Annotated in this window: 24 protein-coding genes; 11 read left to right on the plus strand and 13 right to left on the minus strand. The window is 56.3% G+C overall.

The window, feature by feature from the left end:
* The 4 genes from Q8N00_09015 to Q8N00_09030 all read left to right on the plus strand — a co-directional run bounded on the left by Q8N00_09015 (nt 1) and on the right by Q8N00_09030 (nt 3,214).
* Nucleotides 1-1,125: an ABC transporter ATP-binding protein gene (locus Q8N00_09015; GenBank protein ID MDP2382935.1), complete on the plus strand. Its 1,125-nt coding sequence runs from the start codon at nt 1-3 to the stop codon at nt 1,123-1,125.
* Nucleotides 1,126-1,447: 322 nt separating this feature from the next.
* Complete coding sequence (gene exbB / locus Q8N00_09020; protein MDP2382936.1) at nt 1,448-1,879, plus strand: TonB-system energizer ExbB; 432 nt, start codon at nt 1,448-1,450, stop codon at nt 1,877-1,879.
* A complete protein-coding gene (locus Q8N00_09025) occupies nt 1,863-2,237 on the plus strand; it encodes a biopolymer transporter ExbD (protein MDP2382937.1) in 375 nt (124 codons plus the stop codon). The genes exbB and Q8N00_09025 overlap by 17 nt, the downstream gene beginning before the upstream one ends.
* Entirely contained in the window at nt 2,234-3,214 is a 981-nt protein-coding gene (locus Q8N00_09030) for a TonB family protein (protein MDP2382938.1), read from the plus strand. The genes Q8N00_09025 and Q8N00_09030 overlap by 4 nt, the downstream gene beginning before the upstream one ends.
* A 27-nt stretch (nt 3,215-3,241) precedes the next feature.
* On the opposite strand, the gene Q8N00_09035 is transcribed toward Q8N00_09030, so the two are convergent.
* Both Q8N00_09035 and Q8N00_09040 read right to left on the minus strand, forming a co-directional pair.
* Nucleotides 3,242-3,556 carry a hypothetical protein gene (locus Q8N00_09035; GenBank protein ID MDP2382939.1) on the minus strand — a complete coding sequence of 105 codons (315 nt, stop codon included), beginning with the start codon at nt 3,554-3,556 and terminating at the stop codon, nt 3,242-3,244.
* Nucleotides 3,553-4,605: an FAD:protein FMN transferase gene (locus Q8N00_09040; GenBank protein ID MDP2382940.1), complete on the minus strand. Its 1,053-nt coding sequence runs from the start codon at nt 4,603-4,605 to the stop codon at nt 3,553-3,555. The genes Q8N00_09035 and Q8N00_09040 overlap by 4 nt, the downstream gene beginning before the upstream one ends.
* A gap of 590 nt (nt 4,606-5,195) precedes the next feature.
* Here Q8N00_09040 and Q8N00_09045 point away from each other — a divergent pair.
* From Q8N00_09045 to Q8N00_09075, 7 genes are all read left to right on the plus strand, one after another.
* Entirely contained in the window at nt 5,196-6,659 is a 1,464-nt protein-coding gene (locus Q8N00_09045; protein MDP2382941.1) for a porin, read from the plus strand.
* 60 nt (nt 6,660-6,719) lie between these two features.
* Complete coding sequence (locus Q8N00_09050) at nt 6,720-7,175, plus strand: hypothetical protein (GenBank protein ID MDP2382942.1); 456 nt, start codon at nt 6,720-6,722, stop codon at nt 7,173-7,175.
* The gene (locus Q8N00_09055; GenBank protein MDP2382943.1) at nt 7,160-7,840 is read left to right on the plus strand and encodes an FMN-binding protein; all 681 of its coding nucleotides are present in this window, start codon (nt 7,160-7,162) and stop codon (nt 7,838-7,840) included. The genes Q8N00_09050 and Q8N00_09055 overlap by 16 nt, the downstream gene beginning before the upstream one ends.
* A 24-nt stretch (nt 7,841-7,864) precedes the next feature.
* Nucleotides 7,865-8,383, plus strand: a complete 519-nt coding sequence (locus Q8N00_09060; protein MDP2382944.1) for a hypothetical protein — start codon at nt 7,865-7,867, stop codon at nt 8,381-8,383.
* 217 nt (nt 8,384-8,600) lie between these two features.
* Nucleotides 8,601-10,118: a hypothetical protein gene (locus Q8N00_09065; protein MDP2382945.1), complete on the plus strand. Its 1,518-nt coding sequence runs from the start codon at nt 8,601-8,603 to the stop codon at nt 10,116-10,118.
* 86 nt (nt 10,119-10,204) lie between these two features.
* The gene (locus tag Q8N00_09070; GenBank protein ID MDP2382946.1) at nt 10,205-10,891 is read left to right on the plus strand and encodes an HD domain-containing phosphohydrolase; all 687 of its coding nucleotides are present in this window, start codon (nt 10,205-10,207) and stop codon (nt 10,889-10,891) included.
* Nucleotides 10,892-10,907: 16 nt separating this feature from the next.
* On the plus strand, nt 10,908-12,665 hold the full coding sequence (locus Q8N00_09075; GenBank protein MDP2382947.1) for a hypothetical protein: 1,758 nt from the start codon (nt 10,908-10,910) through the stop codon (nt 12,663-12,665).
* A gap of 178 nt (nt 12,666-12,843) precedes the next feature.
* Here Q8N00_09075 and bfr (Q8N00_09080) read toward each other — a convergent pair whose 3' ends face one another.
* The 11 genes from bfr (Q8N00_09080) to Q8N00_09130 form a co-directional block, all read right to left on the minus strand.
* Entirely contained in the window at nt 12,844-13,314 is a 471-nt protein-coding gene (bfr, locus tag Q8N00_09080; protein MDP2382948.1) for a bacterioferritin, read from the minus strand.
* Between the two features lie 8 nt (nt 13,315-13,322).
* Entirely contained in the window at nt 13,323-13,799 is a 477-nt protein-coding gene (gene bfr, locus Q8N00_09085) for a bacterioferritin (GenBank protein ID MDP2382949.1), read from the minus strand.
* Nucleotides 13,800-14,051: 252 nt separating this feature from the next.
* Complete coding sequence (gene topA, locus Q8N00_09090; protein MDP2382950.1) at nt 14,052-16,430, minus strand: type I DNA topoisomerase; 2,379 nt, start codon at nt 16,428-16,430, stop codon at nt 14,052-14,054.
* A gap of 75 nt (nt 16,431-16,505) precedes the next feature.
* Nucleotides 16,506-17,651: a DNA-processing protein DprA gene (dprA, locus tag Q8N00_09095; GenBank protein MDP2382951.1), complete on the minus strand. Its 1,146-nt coding sequence runs from the start codon at nt 17,649-17,651 to the stop codon at nt 16,506-16,508.
* 74 nt (nt 17,652-17,725) lie between these two features.
* Nucleotides 17,726-19,246 (minus strand): Rne/Rng family ribonuclease, encoded by a 1,521-nt coding sequence (locus tag Q8N00_09100; GenBank protein ID MDP2382952.1) that lies wholly within the window; start codon nt 19,244-19,246, stop codon nt 17,726-17,728.
* A 172-nt stretch (nt 19,247-19,418) separates the two neighbouring features.
* The gene (rodA, locus tag Q8N00_09105) at nt 19,419-20,534 is read right to left on the minus strand and encodes a rod shape-determining protein RodA (protein ID MDP2382953.1); all 1,116 of its coding nucleotides are present in this window, start codon (nt 20,532-20,534) and stop codon (nt 19,419-19,421) included.
* Nucleotides 20,531-22,411, minus strand: a complete 1,881-nt coding sequence (gene mrdA / locus Q8N00_09110) for a penicillin-binding protein 2 (GenBank protein ID MDP2382954.1) — start codon at nt 22,409-22,411, stop codon at nt 20,531-20,533. Before mrdA ends, rodA begins: the two co-directional genes overlap by 4 nt.
* Before the next feature lie 42 nt (nt 22,412-22,453).
* Nucleotides 22,454-22,945 carry a hypothetical protein gene (locus Q8N00_09115; protein ID MDP2382955.1) on the minus strand — a complete coding sequence of 164 codons (492 nt, stop codon included), beginning with the start codon at nt 22,943-22,945 and terminating at the stop codon, nt 22,454-22,456.
* Nucleotides 22,942-23,817, minus strand: coding sequence for a rod shape-determining protein MreC (gene mreC / locus Q8N00_09120; GenBank protein MDP2382956.1), 876 nt, complete (start codon nt 23,815-23,817; stop codon nt 22,942-22,944). The genes Q8N00_09115 and mreC overlap by 4 nt, the downstream gene beginning before the upstream one ends.
* A gap of 27 nt (nt 23,818-23,844) precedes the next feature.
* On the minus strand, nt 23,845-24,894 hold the full coding sequence (locus Q8N00_09125; GenBank protein ID MDP2382957.1) for a rod shape-determining protein: 1,050 nt from the start codon (nt 24,892-24,894) through the stop codon (nt 23,845-23,847).
* A 38-nt stretch (nt 24,895-24,932) separates the two neighbouring features.
* On the minus strand, nt 24,933-25,391 hold the full coding sequence (locus Q8N00_09130) for an RDD family protein (GenBank protein ID MDP2382958.1): 459 nt from the start codon (nt 25,389-25,391) through the stop codon (nt 24,933-24,935).
* Between the last annotated feature and the right edge of the window lies 1 nt (nt 25,392).

Here is a 25,392-nt window from a genome sequence, read left to right on the forward strand (position 1 = left end):
GTGATCTCAGACCATTCCACCGCACCAAGTCCATCCGGGGAGGGCATCGTCCAGGGCAACCTCTTTACACCGGCCTCCTCGGTCTTGGAACTGCGCCATGTGTCCTGTTCCTATGAAACCGGTCGCCCCGCAGTTCAGGAGATCTCCTTCGCGGCCAGGGAGGGAGAAATTCTCTGTTTGCTCGGCCCCTCCGGCTGTGGCAAAACCACAATTCTGCGCGCGATTGCAGGCTTTGAACCGGTTCGTTCAGGCCAGATCTTTTTGTCCGGCCAACTCATGTCGTCGCCGGACGTGATGACTCCCACAGAAAACCGCCGGGTTGGCATGGTCTTTCAAGAATACGCACTATTTCCCCACTTGCGAGTGCAAGACAACATCGCCTTTGGACTCCAACAGCTCACTCGAAACATACGTGCCGAGCGGGTCCAGGAGATGTTGAGGCTCACGGGGCTGGAAGGATTCGAGCAGCGTTACCCGCACGAATTATCGGGAGGCCAGCAACAGCGGGTTGCCCTGGCGCGCGCGCTGGTTCAAAGCCCAGTCGTGCTGCTGCTCGATGAGCCCTTTAGCAACCTAGACCCGGACATGGCCGGGCGCATGCGCCAGGAATTGCACGAACTGCTGCGCCGGACAAAGACAACGACCGTGCTCGTCACACATGACCATGACGAGGCATTTGCCATGGCCGATCGAATCGCCGTGCTCAACCAAGGTCGCCTGGAGCAATTCGACACCCCGGAAATGATCTACCACATGCCGGCGACGCCGTTCGTGGCCGATTTTGTCGGCCAAGCGGACTTCATTCCCGGAACCGTATCCCACGGCATGGTCCAGACCGAACTGGGAGAGTTTCCCGACACGATCGGGTGCACAGACGACACCGCCGTCGTCGTCATGATCAGGCCGGACGACATTCATCTCGTACCTACGGAAGGCGCCCGCGCTCGCGTCCTCTCCCGTCAATTCCGCGGATCTGAAAATCTCTACACGGTCAGCCTCCCCTCCGGTCAAATCGTCCATAGCAGTCAAAGCTCTACGAGCGTATATCAAGCAGGTACAAGCGTAGAACTTCGTGTCTTGGCGACCCATACGGTGCTCTTCAGGCAAGAAAAATCCGCGAGCTAGCAGGATGCTGAATACGTCCGCCAGCGTCGTTCCCTGCCTTCGCCGATGCGGCTTCGCGCAGGCAGGCCTTCACTCGCTGCGGCCTTTCCGGACGGCATTTTTGAGCATCCTGCGAGAGGCCATTCCTCTTGCCTCAGGCATGGAGACCATCAAAATTCTTACTCGCAAAAATAGCTTGTCCGAAGCCTGCGAAAGGTCCATCAGTCCGACCGGCCACACGAGAGCATTGACAGGCTTTTTCACGATCTGGCATTGATAGATCCTCACGACAGGTCCAACCTCACCGGGCCGTGAATCACACAGAGAAAGTGAGACCTCGCGTATGAATGCGTTACACAACCTGGTCGATTATGGAATCATCGGCCTCTTACTGGCACTCAGCCTCTGGACCGTCGCCGTTGCGGTGGAGCGGTGGCTCTTTTACCGCCGTGTCGATCTCGCGCAATACCCCACCAACCTGGGGCTGGAAATGGCGCTCACCAAACATCTGGTCATCATCGGCACGGTGGCCGCGAACGCCCCCTACATCGGCTTGCTGGGGACCGTGCTCGGCATCATGCTCACCTTCCATACGATGGGAACCTCCGGCACCATGGCGGTCAATGCCATCATGATCGGACTCAGCCTTGCGCTCAAAGCCACGGCGGTCGGACTGCTGGTCGCCATTCCCTGTGTCGTCATGAACAACGTACTCAGACGGAAGGTGACCGAACTCCTCGCCCAACACAAGGAGCAGCATGCAACGAGACATTGACCAGATCAACGTCATCCCCCTCGTGGATGTGATGCTGGTCCTGCTGGTCATCGTCCTGACCACCGCCACCTTCATCAGCAGCGGACAAATTCCCGTCAATTTGGCCAAGGCGAAAGAAGTCGGCGATCGTAAAGAAACCCCGGTCGTGATCACCCTCACTGCCGACGGGGCGCTTTTTCTCAACGACCATGCCATTCCTGAGGGAGGGCTTCCCAATGCCCTGGCCACGGAACCTCGAGAGTCGGCTGTCGTCGTACGGGCAGACAAGGTCACCTTGCTCGAACGATTCGTGTCTGTGGTGGATGAAGTGCGGGGCCTGGGGTTTCAACAGGTCAGTCTGGAGGTCATTCGTCTGTGATCGCTGCCGGACCACCTCGATCAGGGCTCCAAAAAGAGGCGCACAGCCTGGGCTGGCTTGTCTCCGTCCTCTTACATGGTGCCGTGGCACTCTTCGCGATCGTACTGGTGACGCAGATTCAAGACTCGCCTCAAGACGAATCTTTCAAGTGGAACGTCGCCATGGTGTCGCCGACACAACCGGTCACACCCACTGCATCGCCACCCCATCAATCCACAGCTCCATCAGTTTCACCTCCACCCCAGACTCCTGCCTCTCCCCTGCAGCAGAATGCGCCGACACAGCTCCTCGCAGCACCTCAGCCCCTTGCGCAACAAACGACTCCCTCGATTGCTGAGCGAACGCCCGTCACTCCAATGGTCGCTGAGCCTCCCACACCAACGCCACTCGAACCAGTGCCGCCCTTACAATCAGCAGCTCCTACGGCACGACCAGCCGAGCCCTTCAGACATGAGGCTGTGGCACCGAGAGCTCCCGAAGCCACACCGATTCAGAAACCAGCCGAGGAACCGCCAATCGTACCAGTGCCATCTGATGCACATACGGCGCCATCGACCCCATCCGCCGCTCCCGCTTCACCACCGATCCAGACGGCCACCCTTTCCCCGACACCAACGCCCCTGACCGACGCAGCGCCCGCGCAAAATGCCGCCATCGCTCGGGCACCAGCGAACACACCGATGAAGCGCGACTATGGCTGGCTCTCAGAAGCAATTTTACGGCGAGTAGAAGAGCTGAAGCGTTATCCGGCCTCGGCCCGGGCGGAACGAGCTGAAGGGAAAGTTGTGGTGAAAGCCGTGATCAGCGAGGACGGAAGTATCAGCGAGATGGAAGTGTTTCAAAGCTCCGGGCATCCCGGTCTCGACAAGGCCGCGATGGACACCATGAAACAGGCAGCTCCCTTTCACTTGCCTCATCCATTAGGCCAGCCACGTATGACGATCAAGATTCCAATGAGTTATCGCTTGGATCGATAGACCGAACGTGGAACGGAACACGTCCAGCTAATTTCGGCAATCCAGCTGCTGCCAGTCTCTCAATGTCCCTTCGCGATCGAATGTCAGCACATAGGCGCGGCAAAAGGATGAACGGGCCGTACCAGCGTAGCCGGAGTTGGCGCTCCCTCGGTCAAAGTACGTCCAGACTACGTGACGGTCCAGACGCTCCTCAACCTTATGGGGCGAGCCATAACGCTTCGCCACCCGTTCGGCCGTGGCCTCATTGACGCGATCTTTGAAGTAGTGGGTGTCGATCTCCGAACAGGCGCCGACGACCCCTACGGCACAGAGAAGCAGAAATTGCTGAACGGTCCGCATCATTGCCCCTGCCCTCTGCCATCCGACTGCCCTGGAAACCGAACCCGGTCCTGTAACCCTGAAGAAAGAAACAGGCGGCCATCAGCACCGACGATAATCGCTTCAACATCCGGCAGCCGTTCAATGAGCTCTATGCCCTGCTCCGGCCCCATCACAAAGATACCCGTGTCAAGTCCATCCGCCCAGACCCCTTCTTTGGCGATCACCGTCACACTCTGGCAGCCCCGGGCCGGCTGAAGGGTTTGTGGATCAAGGATATGATGATACCGAACCCCGTCACGCTCGAAAAATCGTTCATAATCACCTGCTGTTGAAATGGCTTCATCTTCCAAGTCGATATAGACAAGAACTGCGCCCTCTTTGCGGGGATGTTGAATACCGACGGGAAACGTTCTTCCACCCGGTAGCTGTCCGAATGTTTTGATATCACCGGAGAGCGCCACCACTCCAGCCAAAGCCCCCGCCTTCTTCATCGCCATCACGGCATGATCTGCGGCAAAGCCCTTTCCGATTCCTCCGACATCGATCCGCATGCCCGTCTTTTCCAGATAGAGCGTCTGCTCGTGCAGATCGGTCCGAACTGCCTGCAAATTCACCAAGGGACGAAGAGCCGCTAACTCAGCCTCTGTCGGTATCCTTTGGCCTTCCGTGACATGCCAGAGATCGACGGCCGGACCGATGGCAATATTGAATCCACCACCGGTTAATTCCGCAGCCTGCTTCGCACGCTGAACAACCGTCCAGGTCTCAAGGCTCACAGGGACAGGCTTGATTCCGGCCGCCGCATTCACGCGAGAAAGCTCGCTGCTTGGGATCCAGGTGCTCAGGAGTTGCTCAAGCCGTTTCACTTCATGAAAGCCGGCATTGATCGCACTGTGCGCGGCCTGATCGGTTGGCGCCACAGCCGTAATGGACACCAACGTTCCCATGTGCATCTGCGCTCGTTTCACCACCACGGATGGAGAGCCAGGTGACAGCCCGACACATCCGGATTGCATCACCAGAACGAGGCAGAGACAGCATGAGGATGCCATTGTTCGAACCATAGACATGAACTGCCTCCTACCTGACATAACCGTGAAAAATGCAAGGAGAGCCATGACTACGACTTCCGCATCACTAAATCCTGAGCCAGCCAACGAGCTCCGAGAGCTCCGATTCACCTGATCAATCACAAGGATTACTGAGCCATCCTGGCAGAATTATAGGCAATATCCTGCAGGAAAGCATGCGCTTCCTCCTCCCAAAAACATGTACAAGGCCCCCCTTGACAATCGAGCCACCATCAGGATATTAATAATCGTTCTCAATTTCATTTAGATCGATTGGCGCTCACAATGGTCACAACAAATGCTCCTACATCACATGCCCATCACAGCGACGAAACACGTTGCGAGTGCGGACAGCTCATCGCCAAGGTACGAGGGCAAGGCCTCGAGTTGAAATGCAAACGTTGCAAACGGATTGTTGTCATCCCCTTCACCGCCATAGAGGGCTGGACAGATCTCCCGTCCAGCACCGCCTCATGAAAGGAGGATTTCGCTCATCGTCTCGTGCGAGCAGTCACGATGGAACGTCAACACGACCAGAGACCGCCGAGTCCCGAGTCGGACCACAACCCTACTCACCGTGGAGGATACCGATGAAGATCCGGTCAATCCTCGGGGCTCTTATTATCGCCAGTTTGCCGGTCATGCCGGCGTTGGCAGAGAACATGACCCCGGAGGACATTAAGAAGCTCGTCGACGAAGCCGTCAACAAACGAATGCAGGAACATGAACGCCACGATAGTCCCATGGAACGAGCCATGGAAAAGAAGGAGGGTCAGCCTGGTGCCGTCCAATACCCCACCGCGACCGGACCCATGACCGATATCAGGGTCGAGCGGAAGGGAGAAGAAAAGGTTGCCTTAGGCTTCGGTTCAACCGGGTCAGGAAAACTGATCTATGCCAAACCATTCTTGAGCGCCCCGAAGGCTACGGTTGGCGGTTATGCGGATGTCATGTACAACAACCTGTCGCGTCAGAACCTGGACAATCCCAGCCGCCATAGCTTCGGACAACAGCGAATGGTGCCCTTCATCTATGCAGACATCACCGACCACATCAAGTTCGCCACGGAAATCGAGATCGAACGCGGAGGGCAGAACGCGCCCCAAAGCGGCGACGGCTCGATGCAGATCGAGTTTGCGCAAATCGACTACCTAGTACACGAGGCCGTCAACCTCCGTGCCGGTATCCTCCTGATGCCGGTTGGCAAGTTCAACTTGCTGCACGATTCACCTTTGAACGATCTCGTAGATCGTCCCATGGTCTCTAGAATCATCATCCCCAGCACCTGGTTTGAATCGGGTGCCGGCATCTACGGCACCCTCTACCCGTCATCCCAGTCCAAGCTGGACTATGAAGTCTATGCGGTCAACGGCATGAGTCAGACTGCAGGCTCAATTACTGATGCGGGAGTGCGAGGTGCACGAGGCAGCGTCTCTCGTGATCGTGACGACAACAAGGCTGTCGTCGGCCGCCTTGCCTTCAGCCCGATGCTCGGGATTGAAGTGGCAGGGTCCGGTTATCATGGTGCCTACAAACCCTCTTCCGGGGCCATCGGAACCGGACGCATCAGCATCTTCGCACTCGACTGGACTCTCCAGAAAGGGCCATTCGAAGTGATTGGAGAATCCGCCTGGACCAGAATCAGTAATAACAACGCGACTGGTACCCCTGGGAGCGGGATCGGACCAGCCGGCATGCAGGGTTACTACATCCAGGGGAACTATCACTTCATGCCTGACGTCCTGAAAAAATGGGCTCCCAGCCACTTCTCAGATGCCTCGACCTTCACAGCGGTTGTGCGTTGGGAACATGTCGATACCGACACGGACAATCGCACGCGGAATGCGCCCAATACTTTAGGAAATCGGCGGGAGTTGGAGCGGTTGACGCTCGGTCTGAACTTCAGGCCGATCGAAGACACCGTGTTCAAGTTTGACTGGCAGTTCAACACACAGAAAAATGCAACTGGCCTGGTCAATGCTGGAGACCTGGGCACGTCGAACAGCCCGATGAATGGGAACGGATTCCTAATTCAAGCAGCGACATACTTCTAACTGACCAGGCAGGGGCTTCCCGCTGTAGCGGGAAGCCCCTGCCAAGGATTGAGTCGATTCATGGATCTAACAAAAGTCAGCCTCCTCATCATGACCGGCCTCCTGACAGCCTGCGCCTCCATGAGCGACATGCAGCAGCGATTTGCCGTCTGCAGCTATGACCATGCCTGGGAAGCGGCCCTTGAGGCCGTGAAAGATCGGGCGATCAACACGAAGGATAAGAATGGCGGGCTGATCGTGACCGGCTGGCTGGAAATCCCGATGCCGGGACGGACCTTTGGTGCCCTCCAACGCGACGTGGGGGACAGCAGAGATCGGTCCCGTATTACCCTCACGGTGAAACGACTCGACGACGTGACAAAGATCAGTTTCGTAGAAGAGCGGCAACGGTGGGCGTTCCGAGGCGGCTCTCGTCTCTTTGGCTGGGCCTCCACGGACCCATCGGACGATGTCATGCGCGATGTCCAGAGCCGACTGGACACCAAACTCAAGGAGCACAAATGTTCGCTCTCGTAACACTCTCAGCTCTTCTGTTCTCGACGGGGTTGATACTCACCGCCGAGGCATCTGCCGCCGAACGCGTCTGGGACAGTGAACTGCGCCGCTACGTCACAGAAGACGACTTTAAATACGAAGAGTTCATGACAGAAGAAGACGCGCTGAAAACCGTGCTGCCAAAATCTCAACAGGTTCGCAAGGAACTGATCCGGCTCACCGCAGAAAAAAAAGAGCTGATCGAGCAGCGGATCGGATGGAAATTTCCGGAGGATTCGTTCGAACTCTACATCGGTCAAACCGGCGACAAGATCGACGGCTATGCCATGATTCACAATACTATCGGCAAGTATAAACCCATGACTTACATGGTCGGAGTCGATGCCAAGGGCACCTGCACCGATGTCGAGCTCCTCGTCTTTCGAGATGCCAAAGGCAGTGAAGTCAGGACAAAGCGTTTCAACGCTCAGTACGACGGAAAAACAGTGACGGATCCAATTCGGATCAACAAGGACATTATCAACATCAGTGGCGCAACGATGTCCGTCCGTTCCATGAGCGCCGGCGTCAAGCGGGTCCTTGTCCTCGTGGATGAGTTTTATTTGAAACCGGCAGGATTGGGCAGCGATACGGTCGCATCCCGCAAGAGTGACAAGGGATTTTTCACATCGATTTTCGGCAACTAGAAGAAGAGGACCGTGCGTCCCACTATGAAAAATTTCAATCAGCGATTCAAACTTCGCGACTCCGATCGCCACATCAGAATGCTCTATACGCAGTTCTTACTGCTGATGTTGATCGGATTTTTATTTTCATTCTTTTGGGCCCATAGCATGACAAGCTTATCCCCTCAGGGCATTGCCGACCATTACCGCGGATCGGATGCGACCTTCGGCGAACCCATGTCGTTCCGTGAATTGGCCGAGATCACGCATTTCCATTTGTTTACCATGCCGGTGGTATTCATGATTCTCGTCCATGTCCTGTTTCTGACCAACGCCAGCCCCGCCATGAAAGTGTGGCTCTCATGGCTCTCCTTCGCCGGAGTGGGGCTCGATCTCCTGTCTCCGTGGCTCATCAGTTACGTCTCTCCTATCTTCGTCTTGACCATGCTGACCGGCGATACGCTCATGATGGTGACCTTTCTCATCATGATGTGGATTCCCCTGTATGAAATGTGGATTTTGAAACAACCGCTCATGTCCGGGAAACGCCCAGACCCGACATAATCTCGCAGCAGTGATTCGCACAACTTAGCCCGGCCAGAGGTTTTTCACCCAGAGCCCAAGATCACAAGAGTGGTCTTGGGCTTTTCATTTATTGCCCCAATGTTCATCATGAAAATATTGGAGGAGTAAACGCATCAAGATCGTTCGATCAACGAGAGACCAGAGGCCTCAGAGTCCCGAGTCAATACCCATCTCTAAACCATATTGGAGGATATCCGTGAAGACGGCATTACGACTCGGGGTACTCATCATCGCCTTGTGGCCTGGCATTTCAGCATTCGCCGAAGATACATCGCTTGAGGGTCGCATCAAACAGATCGAAGAAGAACTACGGCAGCAACGAGAAATGGTCAGGCAATATCAGGAGCATGACCGCCAGGGAAGCGCCGGTGAGCGGCGGGAGGGACCTGCAGGACAGCCCCAGGAACCAGGGATAGGGTCGCTCCCAGAGGTAGGACGGGAACGACGTATGGATCAGCAGCCGGCCCTCTCATTCGGGTCAACCGGATCTGGTCGATTGGTGTATGCCAAGCCATTCGTCACTGCGCCAAAAGCAATTGTTGGGGGATATGCAGATGCCTCCTTCCGTTCTCAACGGAAGGGGACGATCGAAAACGGTTATTCAACCATACGAAATGGCCAAGGCATCACCAATAATTTCGACCAACAACGTTTTGTCCCCTTCATCTATGGAGATATTACAGAACACCTTAAGTTTGCTGCCGAAATAGAAATTGAGCATGGGATCCGTGAGGAGGGTGGACCTGATCGTGAAATCGAATTCGGGCTTGAATTTGCGCATTTCGACTACCTGATCAAGGAGGCCATCAATTTCAGGGCAGGCATCCTGCTCTTACCTATCGGGAAGTTCAACCTGTTGCACGATTCCCCCTTGAACGATTTGACGGATCGCCCCCTCGTCAGCCAGCTTATTATCCCCACCACTGTGTCGGAAACTGGAGCCGGATTCTACGGAACATTCTACCCAGGCACCACGGACAAAGTAGATTACGAGCTCTACGTGAGCACCGGGCCCTGCGGACATGAATCGGATGGAACTCCAACGATCAACGAGGAAAATGGGACCAGAGGAGCCCGCCAGCGGAAATGCGGCGCCAGCGATGGCTTCGACATCAATAACGGTAAAGCGGTTACCGGCCGGCTCGCTTACAGCCCGTTTCTCGGCGTTGAAATTGCCGGGTCTGGATACTACGGCAATGCCTCGCCCAGCAGCTACAACCCCCTGAGCATTACCGCACTCGATTGGACGCTCCAACGAGGACCATTTGAAATCCTCGGCGAAGCGGCATGGGCCTATGCCAGAGGTAATTCCAAAGCCATCCCGAATAATCAATTAGGATTCGCACCAGGATCGCTCCTGACTAGCCTCGGCGGCAACAGCCTCGGCATCGCCCCTCAACGCATGGACGGTCTCTATCTGCAAGGCAACTATCATTTCATGCCTGAATGGCTGTCGAAGCTATCCCCTAAACGATTCGGACCAGGCTCAACATTCACCGCCGTCTTTCGCTACGACCGGGTGAATACAAACCAGGACAATAAGCAGGGAGGGTTTGGGGAACTTGAGCAATATTCTTTCGGGATTAATTATCGCCCCCTCGAAGATGCCGTCATTAAAGCAAGCTGGCAATATCAACCCAAGGCCTTTGACCCGAACTCTACGTCGAGAATTCATAACAATGCCTTGGTGCTCTCTGTCGCCACATACTTCTAGTACAAGGGCCATCAAGGGTCATCGGAGGCCACCAGCCATATGAACCACGGGCATCGGAAACCTTGACGGCCATGGATACAGCGACAATGCCACCTCCGCTCGCCAGCATCTTATTCATGCTGGATAAGATTGATCGTCTTCGCATACCCGCGTCCACTGGCCGGGAGGTCGAATGTATCCTCGTACGGCAAGTGAGCAGGGAGTTGGATCGTGGGCTCCCGTGGCAAGAAGGTCACGGGCGCCGCACGGCTGCGACCTCGTTACTGATCGGAGAAGCACTCGGTCTCGCTCCTGCCCAGTTGCACGACCTCACGCTCGCCGCGTTGCTGCATGACATCGGACTGTTGATGCTCCCGTCCCATCTTGCTGAACGCACGGACTCCCTCAATCACGAATGCTATCTCGCCATTCAGAACCATTCACGACTTGGCGCGACGCTCCTTGAGCCATTTCTGTTCTTGAAGGAAGCGGCAATCCTTATTGCCCATCACCACGAACGCTGGGACGGGTCCGGCTATCCCTACGGAATCAGAGGCGCCTTTGTCCCCCTCGGAGCAAGAATTTTGGCCATTGCCGACGCGTACGACGCGATCAAAGTGCCGGACTCAAGTTCTTCTATCAGAAATCTGGTTGCGCTCAGGATTCTCCAGGTGTCATCAGGGACCCAATTCGATCCGGCTTTGGTGCAAGTCCTTTTTCGGATTATGAACGCCCTACCAGAGCATGACCGCACGAATTTCCCACTTACGACCAACACTTTACTAACACAGTAGAAATAGGAGCACCTCAATGGTTGCCTTATCCGCTCGGCTCATCCCCCACGCAGTCTCAGCCATTCTTGGCTCTCTGTTCCTCGTTGCATGCGGATCTGGCGGAAATACGGGAGCCGCTCCGGCTTCTGTTGCTGCGACAGGGACTCCCGGCGCAGAAGAAGCCGTCGGTGAACGACTGTTTCTTGAAACCAGGTTCGCGCAAGCCTTCAAAGTATTCTTGGATAATAACGGCAACGTGAACGATCCGAACGCCGACGACGCCGTCGTCAGAACCGTCGAAACCACCATGCCTGGATCGCCGATACCAGGATCAATCAGCCCGGGCCCCTTCAACGGTCTCTCCATGAATTGCCGCGCCTGCCATATGGTAGATGAGGTGCCGACAGCGGCGGGGGGAGGTATGCGGACCTATGCCGACTTCGCGCGCCGGAGCCCAATTCCAGCGCGTGCCGACGGCAAGACGCATGCACCGCGTAATTCTCCTGCGCTGGTCAATTCTACGCTGGATCGAACCGGTGGGGGCCTGTTCCATTTCGATGCGGAATTCAACTCGATGGAAGATTTAGTCGCGGCCACATTCACAGGCAGGAACTACGGATGGCTCCCCGGTGAACGAACGCAAGCCATTGCCCACCTCGCACGAGTGGTGCGAGGCGACAATGGATCGTTCAACCTCGCAGATCCATCCAGCGGTTTGTCCTACCGCATTCTGTTCACCGGAACGAATGCCGCCATCCCAGACGATCTCCGCCTTCCGCCACAGTTCCGTGCCTTTGTGGGATCGGGCACCGATCAGGAGATATTCGACGCCGTCGTAAAAGTCGTCGCCGCCTATGTCAACGGCCTCCTCTTCTCGCAAACCGACGACAATGGCACCCCGATTCGCTCGCCCTTCGATGTGTTCCTGGAGATCAATGGCCTGCCTCAGCAGCCGAACACCAATGAGTCGCCGCTCGACTACAGCCGACGGCTGCGGGCCCTTCTCAACGCGCCAGGGTTCAGCCCGCAATTCGTGACGTCCAACCCGAACCGACCGGATGGCCAGTTTCAGTTCCATCCCTCGCAGAACTTCGAATTCGGAGCGGCTGAGTTGGCAGGGCTAAAGATATTTTTAGCAGAGCCGGCAGCGCTGCCCGCTTCACCGGGTGAATTGACTGCGGGAAGGATCGGTAACTGCATCAGCTGTCATGCTGCGCCGAACTTTACGGACTTCAAACTGCACAATACGGGCACGACCCAACAAGAGTTCGACGACGTGGCGGTCGGCGCCGGCCATGCCCCTGGATCGTTTATGGCGCTCTCCATCCCCACCCTAGCCGCACGAACAGCCAACGATCTTCCTGCGACCGAACAACATCCCACCGCGAGCGACCGGTTCCGATCGATCCCTTCAGCGGGAACCACGTTGACAGATTTAGGGGTCTGGAATGTCTTTGCCAATCCCGACATGCCTGGCCCTCAAGCTAAGATCAGAGCCATCTTATGCGATGACCAACAGCCCTGCCCGCTAGGAGAGAGCACTCTGCTCGATCGGGCTATCGCCCGATTCAAAACTCCAGGCCTTCGGGACCTGAGCCACTCTGCTCCCTATATGCATACGGGACAGTTCGACACATTGGACGACATCATCGGGTTCTATCGCGGAGTCTCCGCGCAAGCGCGCGCGGGATCACTGCGAAATGGCGCAGCCCAACTCCAGGGCATCGCGTTGACCGCCGGCGATCTCGCGTCGCTGGTCGCATTTTTACAATCGCTGAACGAGGACTACCAATAGGAGCAGTCGAAAGCGCTTTGACCGTGCAGCCGGTGCCCGACACACCGGCCACGAAGTGGGAGTGCCATCCCACTTCGAGTGGCGGGGGCCCTCACGTCCTCCTGAGGCCCCCCGCCCTCTCATACATGCAGGAGCATAGAGCTGTGCTGGATCGTGCAGGGCGAAGAGGGAACAGCAGCTACTTCTTGATGTGCTCGGCGAGGTACCGGTCGAGTCCCACTTGATCGATCGTTCTGAGCTGGGTCTCAAACCAATCGACATGCTCCTCCGAGTCCACCACCATGTCTTCCATCAAGTGGCGGGTGGTGAAATCTCCAACCTTCACGCAATGGACAATGGCTTTGCGGAGAGACTCGACATCTTCACGTTCAAATCCAAGATCAGCCGTGAACAGGTCTTGTACCGTGCGGCCCGCCATCACCTGATCGAGATGCGAGACATCCGGAGTCCCGTCCAGATAGAGAATGTGATCGATCAGACCTGAAGAATGACTGACTTCCTCTTGCGCCAGATGGCTGAAATGTTCATGCAGCCGCTCATAACCCCAATTCTTACACATGGCCGCATGCAGCAGGTATTGATGTACGGCTGTCAGCTCCGACTTCAACACCTGATTGAGGAACTCGACGACGCCTTCTTTGGCTTTCATGGTCTCCCTCAGCTCTCTTTCTTGATCTGTTCGGCGAGATAGTTCTCCAGGCCGACTTGCTTGATCGTTTCCATCTGCGTTTCGATCCAGTCGATATGCACATCGACATCCTTCGCCATATCTTCGAACATGTGGCGGGTCGTGAAGTCCAGAACCTTCGTGCAATGGACGATGCCTTCGTTCAGCAATGTCAGCATTTCATGCTCAGCCTTGAGGTCGAGCTTGAGCTGCTCAGGAACCGTTTCCCCCACCTGAACGGTATTCATGCGTTGCACGTTCGGCACACCCTCCAGATAGAGGATGTGCCCAATGAGTTCATCGGCATCCTTCATCTCGTCGATGCTGCGTTCCCGAACTTTATGCTGGAGCCGCTCATAGCCCCAGTTCTCACACATCTTGGCATGGACGAAGTATTGATTGATCGCGGTCAGATCTGCAGTCAGCACCTTATTCAGGACGTTGACGACACCCTCTTTAGCTTTCATGGTTTCTCCCCTTTCTTACATTGGATTGGCCCTCATCGTCAGGGGCGCACAGGTGGGTCATCCGAACCGAAGGCTCAGGTAGAACACATACGTCCATTATCGGCACCTGCCAGCCATTCGTCAACCGAGCGGCAGGAGATAAGGCCGTTCATCAGCCGGCACCGATGACATGATTGCTCATTGTCGATTCAATCGAGAAGGCGAGGAAAGGAAAGAGACAATAGCCGTGGCTCGAAATGGCGTGAACGATGTTTACCCGGCCTCGCGATAGCCACAGGCTTCGTCGCGGCATTGGACGCTTCGTCCAACTTGTTTAGTCACTTTTTCTATGAGAAACGGGGCGCTGCAGGTCGGGCAGGCCTTGTTAATCGGACGATCCCACATGGCATATTCGCATGCCGGATATTTGCTGCAGGCGAAAAATGCCCGCGCGCCCTTCTTGGTGCGTTTCTGAACGAGATCGCCTCCACAGTCTGGCTGTGGACATTTCACACCCAGCGCAAGCGGCTTGGTCGTCTTACATTCCGGGTACGCGGAGCAGGCAATGAACTTGCCAAATCGCCCGGTCTTCACCACCATCGGACTACTGCATTTCTCGCACTTCTCATCCGTCGTCAGCTCAATCTTCGGGACGATCTTAATGGTGCCGTCCGCAAGCTTTTCGAAGTTCTGCGTGTTCTTGCAAGGCGGCTTATCCTTATACGCAGGACAGGCGAGAAACTTTCCATTCCGTCCCCATTTAATCTCCATCATCTTGCCGCACTTCTCGCAGGGAAGATCCGTCGGTGGCTCGACGATGTCCTTGGGGCCTGGAATAGTTTTGGCCTTCTCCAGATCTGTGGTGAAGGTCCCGTAAAACTCACGCACGGCCGTCACCCAGGGCTTATTGCCTTCTTCGACTGCGTCCAACTCCTCTTCCATGTGCGAGGTGAAGTCGACATTGATCAGGTCAGGAAATCCCTTCAGCAGGAAGTCGTTGACGGTCCTCCCGGTTTCGGTGGGGCCGAACCGCCCATCCACCTTCTCGGCATATTTCCGATCCTGAATCGTCGAAATGATGCTCGCGTACGTGGATGGCCGACCGATGCCTTTTTCTTCCAATTCTTTAATCAACAATGCTTCGTTATACCGGGGAGGCGGTTGGGTGAAATGCTGCTTCGAAAGTACGCCAGGAACCGTCTGCCCCTCCAACGACACAAGCTGTAACGTCTCTCCCTCGTTCAACATCGGCAACTGACGTTCCGCCTCGTCCTCAACCTCCTGTTCGCCTTTTTGCTTCTGTGCGAACAACTCCTTATCGACTCCCTCCATATAGACGATCGTATGGCCTGGAAACTTCACGACGGTGCCGGTCGAGCGAAAGAGAAACTTCTCCTTCGTCTTGACAGGGCTCGAGTCTACGCGAGTCACGTCGAAGATCGCGGGGACCATCTGTGAGGCAATAAATCGATTCCAGATCAACTGGTACAGCCGATAGACATCCAGCTCTAAGTACTGCTTGATCGATTCCGGGTCACGGGACGCCGACGTGGGGCGAATCGCTTCATGTGCTTCTTGCGCCGCTTTCTGCGTTTTATAGAGGTTCGGCGTGGCAGGCAAATATTCTGCCCCGAACCGCTCCTGAATCACCTGCCGCGCTTCGTTCATCGCCTCGGTCGAGATACGGGGAGAGTCTGTTCTCATGTAGGTGATGAGACCGGTCTGGCCCTCCGCCCCTATTTCGATGCCTTCATAGAGCTTCTGCGCCAACGTCATCGTTTTCTTCGACGAGAAATGCAGCTTACGCGCCGCTTCCTGTTGCAGCCGGCTGGTGATGAAGGGGGCGACCGGATTCCGTTTCTTTTCTTTTCGCTCAATCGAATCGACGACGAACGCCTTCCCCTGGATGGCATCGACGACGCGCTGCGCGTCGGTCGCGGTCTCAATCGACGCGTCCTGTCCATTGATCTTCATCAGCTTGGCGTCGAACGACGGAGGGTTGGTCCCGGACAACAACACGGCAATCGACCAGTACTCTTCCGCCCGAAACGCTTCTCGTTCCTGTTCCCGTTCGCAAATCAATCGCATCGCCACGGACTGAACCCGACCCATACTGAGTCCTCGCCGCACTTTGGTCCAGAGCAATTGGCTGCCTTGATACCCGACGATCCGATCCAGCACCCGGCGGGCCTGCTGCGCATTTACCAGTTTCATATCGACTTGCCCGGGCGACTGCAGGGCGCGCTTAATAGCCGATTCCGTGATTTCATTGAAGAGGACCCGGAACACCTTACCCTCTGGTTGACCCTTCGATTTCAACTTGGATTTGGACTTCGATTTTGTTTTGGGCTTTTCGAGCAATTCCTGTTCGAGATGCCAGGCGATGGCTTCGCCTTCTCGATCGGGGTCCGACGCAAGATATACCTTGTCGGCCTCTTCCGCCTTTTTCTTAATGTCCGCCAAGACCTTCGTCTTCCCCTTGATCGTCACATATTGGGGCTCAAAATCGTGCTCCAAATCGACCCCAAGCTTGCTGGTGGGAAGATCCTTAATATGTCCGACCGAGGCCATGACGGTATACCCACGCCCCAGGTACTTGCTAATGGTGCGCGCTTTCGTCGGGGACTCGACAATGATGAGTGACTTGGCCATGAAGACTCCGATTCGCTACGAGGGTGACCCTCTCATCCGTACCAAATAATACACGTCCGTGCAACTGTTCGATAATTATGTTCGAAGATACCGCTGTCCCGGCAGCTGTGCGACTTGCTGTCGAAGCTCCAAGGACAAGAGCGCGGCCATCACGGTGGGCACCGGCATCCCTGTGGCAACAATCACGTCGTCCACGGTGAGCGGATCGTACGACAAGACATCATACACCAGCTGTTCTTCTTTACCCAACTGATCGCTGCCCCCTTTCTTCGTCTGAGAAGGCCGCAGGCGCAGGCGTAACGCCGGCTCCAGTTGCGGCAACACCACATCGATGACGTCCTGTGCATGCTCGATCAAGGCCGCACCATCTTTGAGCAAGGCGTTCGTCCCGCGACTGGTGTCTTGCTTCACAAAACCAGGAACGGCAAAGACCTCCCGGCCTTGCTCAGCAGCCAGTCTCGCGGTAATCAACGATCCGCTGTTGATCGCCGCCTCTGTGACGATCACCCCCAGAGACAGACCGCTGATGATACGATTTCGCCTGGGGAAATGGTGGCTATGGGGAGGCGCGCCCACCGGCGCCTCAGATAGGATGGCCCCGCGCTCCTCAATCTGTCGGCGTAATCGGTCATGTTCCGGCGGATAGGTTCGATCGATTCCGCATCCAAGGACGGCAATGGTTCGACCCTGCGCGGCCAGCGCGCCTCGGTGGGCAGCCGCGTCAATACCGCGTGCAAGTCCACTCACCATCGTCATACCTGCTGCCGCCAAATTGTAACTGAGCTCCTCGGTCATGATACGCCCGGCCGCCGTCGCCCGCCTGGCGCCTACGATGGCGATCGCCAGCTCATCCTGCTCAGTCAATGTGCCGGTGATATACAAGAGAGGTGGAGGGTCCGCAATCATCTTCAGCCGGGCGGGATAGGTGGGGTCCAGCACGCTCCGGATTTCAATGCGCCCATGCTCGATCGCCCGGATCTCCCGCTCAAGAGTCCGGCAGGCAGAATCATCAGGTCCTCGCCTGATCGCGTCTGCCAACTCCAAACTGCACCCGCGCTGGATCAATTCATCACGGGAGGCGCCCAGAACGGCTTCTGGTGAGTGCCAAGCCCGAACGAGTCGCAGAACCGTCAGGTCCCCCACTCCATCGATCGCTTGCAGGCGGAGCCAGGACTCTAACCGCGCCCTGGTCATCGGCTGACCAAAGGAAGGCTGGGGCACCTCAAAAGAAGAGTCCTCACGTACAGGCTGGCTAGAAGGCTGCATAGGCCTCGTCGCACGGGAAACTGCAATCGTTACAGCACTGCGAGATCGTACTGTTCCAGATGCAAATGTTCGTCCGGCATGACAATGATTTTTGCGGCGCACTCGCGTTCCACGGCCTCAAGGCCTGGCCGCTCTTCATCTTGCATCAGCCCGACGACTGAGGGATGGGCACCGACAACGATCCGTTGCGGCTCGGGACCGCTGCCGATCCGGCGGACATCGCGGAAGATCTCATAGACCACTGTGGTCGGAGACTTCGTATAACCCCGCCCTTCGCAATAGTGGCAGGGCTCGGAGAGGGAACGCAGAAGATCCTCCCGCACCCGTTCACGAGAAATCTCGATCAACCCCAAGTCGGAAATCCTGGACACTCTAGTGCGAGCCTTGTCGGTGGACATCGCATCGAGCAACGCGTGATAGACCTTGTCGCGATTTTTCTCCCGTTCCATGTCGATGAAGTCGACGATGATGATCCCGCCGATTCCGCGCAACTTCATCTGATAGGCCACTTCTTTCGCGGCCTCCAGATTGTTCCGAAGAATGGTCTCCTCCTGATCGCGCTTCCCCACGAACCGGCCGGTATTGACGTCGATGACGGTCATCGCTTCCGTATGGTCGATTACGAGATGCCCGCCGGACTTGAGCCAGACTTTGCGGCTAAGCGCCCGCGCCATTTCCTGCTCCACGCCCAGATGATCGAACAGGCTTTCGTCTTTGTCGTAGAAGTGAATGCGCGAGGTCTGTTCTGGCGAGAATCGCTGCACGAAATCACGGACGGCCTGATATTCTTCCCGCGAATCGATCCAGAGTCGATCGACTTTCTTGCCGAACAGATCGCGCACGACGCGGAAGCTCAAGCTCAGGTCGGCATGGAGCAACGCCGGGGCTCCCTTCTGCTCGCGCTTCGACAGAATGTCCTGCCAAAGCACATGCAAAAAGTCGACGTCGGATCGCAGTTCGTCTTCCTTGACCCCTTCGCTCACCGTACGGACAATGTAACCACAGCCGGGATGCCGGACGCGCTTCATAATGTCCTTGAGCCTGGCTCGCTCCTCATCGCGGGCGATGCGGCGGGACACGCCGATGTGCTCGACGTTGGGCATGAAGACGAGATACCGGCCTGGGAGCGACACATAGGTCGTGACCCGTGAGCCCTTGGTGCCGATCGGGCCCTTAGAGATCTGCACCATCAGCTCCTGCCCTTCACTCAGCAACTGCTCGATCGGCTTGGAGCTTTGACGGCGAGGACCCAGCATATCCCCATCTTTGTCGGCATCCTTGTCGTCCTCATCCGCATCGACAAGTGTGTCGCCCGGCTCGGAGTCCAACGACAGATCCGACACGTGCATGAAGGCCGCCTTCTCAAGGCCGATATCCACAAAGGCCGCCTGCATACCAGGCAACACCTTCGCGACTTTTCCTTTATAAATATTCCCGACGAAGTCCTTGTGTTTGGCGCGATCTCCGAAGAGATCCGTCACCACTCCGCCGTCCAAGACCGCCACGCGAGTTTCCTCGCGTGCGACTGTAATGGCAATTTCTACTCCCATACCCACCCCTTCCATTCAGAAGAACCGTCGAGCCGATGTACAAGACGAACGCGGGGAAATCCCCAGGTTCCGGCCTCCACTCGACACCTCATCGGCTGACGGTCCACACCGTACATAATATAATCTCTTGCCTCGATCTCGATTGATTCGAGACCACACAATCACCCGATCGCTAAAAAAAACTTAATCGACGACGTTTGACGTTCAAGAGCAGACCGAGCGACGCCATCGTCATAATCGTCGCGCTTCCGCCGTAACTCATGAGCGGAAGGGGAATGCCCACAATGGGAAACATCCCCGCCGTCATCCCGATATTGACCACCACACAAAAACACAACATGCAGATGACCCCGACCGCCAGCAACGCCCCGAGTTGATCCTTCGCGCGCGCGACAATTTCTAATGACAGCCAGATCAACGCCACAAACAGGATCAAAAGCGCCAACACTCCGAGAAATCCCCATTCTTCGGCAAAAACAGAAAAGACAAAGTCCGTATGCCCCTCGGGCAAAAACTTTAATTGGCTTTGGGTCCCTCCGTAGAGGCCCTTCCCTGTCAGCTCTCCCGCGCCAATAGCAATTCTCGATTGGAGCGCATGGTATCCCTTGCCTCCAGGATCGTAGGCCGGATCGACGAAGGCCATAATGCGCTGCCGCTGATAATCATGCAATGACCCCCACATCATCTCCCAGGCGAAGGGAAACAACATCAGCGAAAACAGGAGGATCACACCCAATGCCTTCGACCGCATCCCTACCATCAACAACATCGCGGCATAAACCGCCAAGAAGCTCAATCCGCTCCCAAGGTCAGGCTGCTTCAGGATCAGGAGTAGCCCCGGCAGGACCAATAACCCTGGGAGGACCACTCGCTGAAGCCAACCGACTCGTGGCGCCTTTGAATAATAGTGCGCCAAGGTCACAATGAGCACCAGCTTTGCGAACTCCGATGGCTGGAACGCGAAGGGCCCCATCGGGATCCACCGTTGCGCACCTCGGCTGCTTTTCCCCTCAAACAGCACGACCGCCAGCAGGACGAGGATGATGACATACGCAGGATACGCTAACCGGGCGATTCGATGATAGTCCGAGAGCCACATCACCAGAAATGCGACCGTACCGAGCGCAATCCACACAATCTGTTTGGCATAAAACGGGAACGCGACGCTTTGATCATGCGTCACGCTATAAATCGACAGGACGCCGACCCCCAGGATGACAAAGATCAGCCCGATAAAACGGAAGTCGAAATTGTCAAAACCCCGGCTATTGATCACCCGATCGATCATCTCGTTTCCTGTCCTCCGATATCCGCTTCCCGCGCCACGGTACCATCCGGCACCGCGGCAGGAGCGGGGAGATTCAATTTCACATAGGTCTCGATCAGCACTTTGGCGAGGGGGGCCGAGGCGGACCCTCCGTGGCCCATATGTTCACCCAACACTGCGACGGCGATCGTAGGCGCCTCGACCGGAGCGAAGGCCACAAACCAGGCATGATCGCGAAACTTCTTGGGAATATCCTTCTCCGCCCTCTTCTCTTTGCTCAACGCCGTCGTCTGAGCCGTACCGGTCTTTCCTGCAATGGTTATCAACGCCGACTTCGCCCGCGTAGCCGTACCCTCTGTCACCACCCCGGCCAACGCCTCTTTGATCAATGGCAGAATTTCAGGCCTCAGCTTCAAGGTGCGCTTGGGGACCACAGGTCTTTCTTCAAACACTCCAGTCGCCCGATCCATCACAGCCCTGACCAATCGCGGACGAAAGGTCACGCCGTCGTTTGCGACCGTACCGATCAAACTCGCCATCTGGAGCGGGGTCACATTGACATAGCCCTGACCAATCGATGCCGAGATCGTTTCGCCCGGCAACCACGGCTCATTCTTGGCTTTCTGTTTCCAAGCCGCAGACGGCACGATTCCAATCCGTTCTGACGGCAGCTCAATCCCCGTCTCCTCACCCAAGCCGAACATATGCGCGAAGGAGGCCATCGTCTCGATCCCCATCCGCTGACCGACCGTGTAGAAATACACATCGCACGATTGTATGAGTGCGCGCCGGAGGTCGACCGAGCCATGTCCGCCGGCCTTCCAGTCGCGATAGAGCCGCCGGCCGAACTGATACCCTCCATTACAATGAATCGTCGTCGACGGGGTGACCGTATTGGACTCTAACGCTGCCGCGGCCATCATCACTTTGAAGACCGAACCAGGCGGGTACTGGCCTTGCGAGGCACGATTGTTCAATGGGCGCCCTTCATTTTGCACGATCTCAGCCCATTGTTTCGGCGTAAGTTCACGCGAAAGGACATTCGGATCGAAACCAGGACGGCTGGCCATAGCCAAGACATCACCCGTCCTGGGGTCAAGCGCGACGATTGCACCCGACTCCTCCCCCAAGAGGCTTTCTGCCACTTTTTGCAGCCGCACATCGATCGTGAGGTATAAATTATCTCCGGCGTGAGCCTGCTCCACAACCACGGTTCGCTTCTCGTGACCTAACGCATCGACTTCAATACTTTTCTGCCCGGCCTGCCCGCGCACGAGCCGGTCGAAAAACTTCTCCACACCATATTGGCCGACAATACTGCCCTGGTGCAGATCGGCAAATTCAGGCTTCTCTAACTGCTCGGGCGAGACTTCCCCGACGTACCCCAATAGATGCGAGGCTGTGACACCACCGGGATAGTTCCGCTGCGATTCGACTTGTACCATCACGCCAGGCAAATCCAAACGATGCGATTCGATGAGCGTCGCCTCTCGCAAAGATAGACGGTCCTTCACCTTGCGCGGGAGTTGCTTGCTGCCGCGAGCCGTCAGCTTCTTCCTCACGAGGGCCTCATCCAGGCCCAAGAGATTGGTCAGTTGTTCGATGAGCAGCTCGCGATTTTTGACGTCTTCGAGCGAGACATAGAGCGTAAAACTGGGGACATTGTTCGCCAGCAACACTCCGTTGCGATCGTAGATCAGGCCTCGAGCCGGCTCCATGATGACGGAACGGGTACGATTGTTCTCGGAGAGATCGCGGTAGTAGGGGCCTTCACGAATCTGTAAATGCCAGAGCCGCAACGCCAATAAGCCCACGACGAGCAGCAACCCCACGCGCAGAATGATCAGTCGGCGTTGGAGCTCACCAAGTTCAGAATCGTGCAGACCTGCTGTTGCCATGACTCACCATCACTATTCCAGCACATCCATCAAAAGGACGAGTTATTCGGTTCTCAGGCGGGTCACATCAAATCGTTGGGAGAGCAGCCAATAGAGCCCCGCTCCAACCGCCCCGTCAAAACAAGCCTGAGGCAGGACGGTCGACTCCACGACCCCCCACATTTGAGACATATCGATATTTTTGAAATTTACCAAGGCCAGCAACCCACTTGCCACGGAGACCAGCAGCAACCCCACGCCCAACGAGATCGACGTCACTTGCGACACCTGCCGTCCTAAGAATCCGGCCAAGAGCCCAACGCCCCCGTACGTGAGAAGGCTGAGCCAAAGTTCACCGGCCGAGAACAGGCTCAGGACCCATCCGATCGCGAGCCCCAGGAGAAGACCTTCCATTTCGCCGGCAAAAAGTCCGATAAACACAGCAGCCACAAGTCCCATATCCGGTTTGATATTCCACACACTCACATGCGGCAACACCGTCGTTTGCAGGGGAACGAGCAGTACGACCAACGTCAGATAGAAGAGAAATTTCATGGCGACGGCTTTCCTGGAAGATCCATTTCTCCCATCGCCTTCGTCGACTGTCCGTACGATGTCTGAATCACCAACACCTCTTCGACCCGACCGACATCGACTTCCGGCATGAGTTCAGCCGATTGAAACAATGCGCCTTCCTGCTTGTCGATATGTGTAATCGTGCCGAGCGCGAGGCCGCGCGGGAAACCTCCAACCAAGCCAGAGGTCACGACCCGATCACCGTCTCGAAGCGTCGAGAGCAACGGGATATATTTCAACTGGGCCAGACCTTGCTGGGTCCCTTCCACAATGCCTTCGTCTCTTGTCCGCTGAATAAGACCGGCAATGGCGTTGTTCGGATCCGTAATCAAGAGCACCACCGAGGATGCTCCCGTCGTTTTCACCACACGCCCGACAACGCCAGCGGGCGTGATCACCCCCATGTCCGGCTTGATTCCGTCGCTCTCACCCTTATTGAGGATGATGGCACGATAGCGGTTCGTGGCATCACGCCCGATGACTTGCGCGGCCACCATGGCCGGAAGCGCTTGCTCCTTAAATTGCAGCAAGGCCGTCAATCGTTCAGTGGCGGCAGCCGACTCGCGCAACTGGCTGTTTTGCCCGCGCAACGACTCCATGTCTTTCCGTAATTGTTGATTTTCCTCCCGGACCCCTTGCAACGCCACATACTGCTGCCACCGGTCGGCGATGCCCGTATCGATCGATGCAACAGCCTCAAGCGGAACACGCACGACGTGTCCGACTGGCCCATCCAGATATTGTAAGAGTCCTTGGATTTGACCGGGAAGCAGGAAAAGCGCCGCCACGAGCAGTGCGAAGCAGACAAACGCCAGACGTCTGGCACCGGAGGAAAAACGAGAGTTTACCATCCACATAAGGAAGTGAGGGATGGAACCTTATCGGTACGTATTGGCCTGGGACATGACCGACACTTTGGCAAGCAGATCCAGCTCATCGAGGATTTTTCCGACTCCCAACACGACAGAAGTCAAGGGATCGTCCACGGTGATGATCGGCAGATTCGTTTCTTCTCGAAAGCGCGTATCCATGCCCTTCAGCAGAGATCCCCCGCCCGTGAGAACGATGCCACGATCGATAATGTCTCCCGCCAACTCGGGCGGGGTATTCTCCAGTGCCACTTTAATCGCGTTGACGATTGTCCCGATCGGCTCCTGCAACGCTTCCCGGATTTCCGAGTCATCCACCACCAACGTGCGTGGAATGCCGGAAATCAAGTCGCGCCCCTTGATCATCATAGTCTTGCGTTCCTCAAAGGGATAGGCGGAGCCGATTTCGAACTTGATCCGCTCTGCCATATGTTCACCGATGAGGAGATTATATTTCTTCTTAATGTAATTCATGATCGCATCGTCCATGCGATCGCCTGCCACTTTGACGGACTCGCTATAGACGATCCCACCGAGGGAAATCACCGCGATATCGGTCGTACCGCCGCCGATATCGACTACCATGTTGCCGGAAGGCTCGGTGATCGGAAGACCCGCACCAATGGCCGCCGCCACCGGCTCTTCGATCAGATACACTTCGCGGGCTCCGGCTAACTCGGCCGAGTCACGGACCGCCCGCTGCTCAACCTGCGTGATACGCGACGGCACACCGATAATGATGCGAGGACGCACGAAGGCGCTGCGGTTGTGCGCTTTCTGAATAAACCGCTTTAACATCTGCTCGGCCATTTCGAAGTCGGCGATCACGCCTTCTTTCATGGGCCGCACGGCAATAATGTTACCCGGTGTGCGTCCCAACATTCGCTTTGCTTCTGTGCCGACTGCAAGTACTCGTTCGGTTTTTTTCTCAACCGCGACGACCGATGGTTCGTTCAGAACGATCCCTTTCCCGTGCACATAGACGAGCGTCGACGCCGTCCCCAGGTCGATGGCTAGGTCGTTTGAGAACCACCCGAAGATGTCACTTGCAAAACCCACGATTGCTCTCCCTTCCCCTCAACCTCTGAACTGCGCACTCAGTCGGGCAACGCCAGTCGACCCGCATCGAGCACCTGAGTACCGGCGATCTCGTCACCAAGACGCCGCCCCTGTTCGTTCCCAATGATCAAAACCCCTTCGAGCGCTATGATCGCGACCGATACAATCCACCCCACATACGGGATGGCAAAAGCTAATTGCGCGACCGCAAAGGGTAAATTTCGAATAATGGATTCCCGAAACCCTGCAGACTCATGCCGGTCTGGAAGCACCGTCTGGAGACCGATCAACCGTTTCCCGATACTACGCCCGCCGGCAAATCCATCAGCAATCAGTATATACGCCAATCCTGCAAGAAAACCTACTGGCACGATCATTTGATCGGCTGCTGCGACGATGAATACATCGATGAGCTTGGCAATACCTCGGTTCAGGACCTGCGCCTTCGGATAGATCCCAGCACCGATTGAATGACCCCCGCGAACCTCCTCGGCCAAG

The sequence above is a fragment of the Nitrospirota bacterium genome (assembly GCA_030684575.1).
Classification (GTDB): domain Bacteria; phylum Nitrospirota; class Nitrospiria; order Nitrospirales; family Nitrospiraceae; genus Palsa-1315.

What these genes read in the sequence shown, in the direction of transcription:
- exbB (MDP2382936.1), top strand. Translation starts at nt 1,448, where the DNA reads ATGAATGCGTTACACAACCTGGTCGATTATGGAATCATCGGCCTCTTA.
- Q8N00_09025 (MDP2382937.1), top strand. Translation starts at nt 1,863, where the DNA reads ATGCAACGAGACATTGACCAGATCAACGTCATCCCCCTCGTGGATGTG.
- Q8N00_09035 (MDP2382939.1), bottom strand. Translation starts at nt 3,556, where the DNA reads ATGATGCGGACCGTTCAGCAATTTCTGCTTCTCTGTGCCGTAGGGGTC.
- Q8N00_09040 (MDP2382940.1), bottom strand. Translation starts at nt 4,605, where the DNA reads ATGTCTATGGTTCGAACAATGGCATCCTCATGCTGTCTCTGCCTCGTT.
- Q8N00_09045 (MDP2382941.1), top strand. Translation starts at nt 5,196, where the DNA reads ATGAAGATCCGGTCAATCCTCGGGGCTCTTATTATCGCCAGTTTGCCG.
- Q8N00_09050 (MDP2382942.1), top strand. Translation starts at nt 6,720, where the DNA reads ATGGATCTAACAAAAGTCAGCCTCCTCATCATGACCGGCCTCCTGACA.
- Q8N00_09055 (MDP2382943.1), top strand. Translation starts at nt 7,160, where the DNA reads ATGTTCGCTCTCGTAACACTCTCAGCTCTTCTGTTCTCGACGGGGTTG.
- Q8N00_09060 (MDP2382944.1), top strand. Translation starts at nt 7,865, where the DNA reads ATGAAAAATTTCAATCAGCGATTCAAACTTCGCGACTCCGATCGCCAC.
- Q8N00_09070 (MDP2382946.1), top strand. Translation starts at nt 10,205, where the DNA reads ATGCCACCTCCGCTCGCCAGCATCTTATTCATGCTGGATAAGATTGAT.
- Q8N00_09075 (MDP2382947.1), top strand. Translation starts at nt 10,908, where the DNA reads ATGGTTGCCTTATCCGCTCGGCTCATCCCCCACGCAGTCTCAGCCATT.
- bfr (MDP2382948.1), bottom strand. Translation starts at nt 13,314, where the DNA reads ATGAAAGCCAAAGAAGGCGTCGTCGAGTTCCTCAATCAGGTGTTGAAG.
- bfr (MDP2382949.1), bottom strand. Translation starts at nt 13,799, where the DNA reads ATGAAAGCTAAAGAGGGTGTCGTCAACGTCCTGAATAAGGTGCTGACT.
- topA (MDP2382950.1), bottom strand. Translation starts at nt 16,430, where the DNA reads ATGGCCAAGTCACTCATCATTGTCGAGTCCCCGACGAAAGCGCGCACC.
- Q8N00_09100 (MDP2382952.1), bottom strand. Translation starts at nt 19,246, where the DNA reads ATGGGAGTAGAAATTGCCATTACAGTCGCACGCGAGGAAACTCGCGTG.
- rodA (MDP2382953.1), bottom strand. Translation starts at nt 20,534, where the DNA reads ATGATCGATCGGGTGATCAATAGCCGGGGTTTTGACAATTTCGACTTC.
- mrdA (MDP2382954.1), bottom strand. Translation starts at nt 22,411, where the DNA reads ATGGCAACAGCAGGTCTGCACGATTCTGAACTTGGTGAGCTCCAACGC.
- Q8N00_09115 (MDP2382955.1), bottom strand. Translation starts at nt 22,945, where the DNA reads ATGAAATTTCTCTTCTATCTGACGTTGGTCGTACTGCTCGTTCCCCTG.
- mreC (MDP2382956.1), bottom strand. Translation starts at nt 23,817, where the DNA reads ATGGTAAACTCTCGTTTTTCCTCCGGTGCCAGACGTCTGGCGTTTGTC.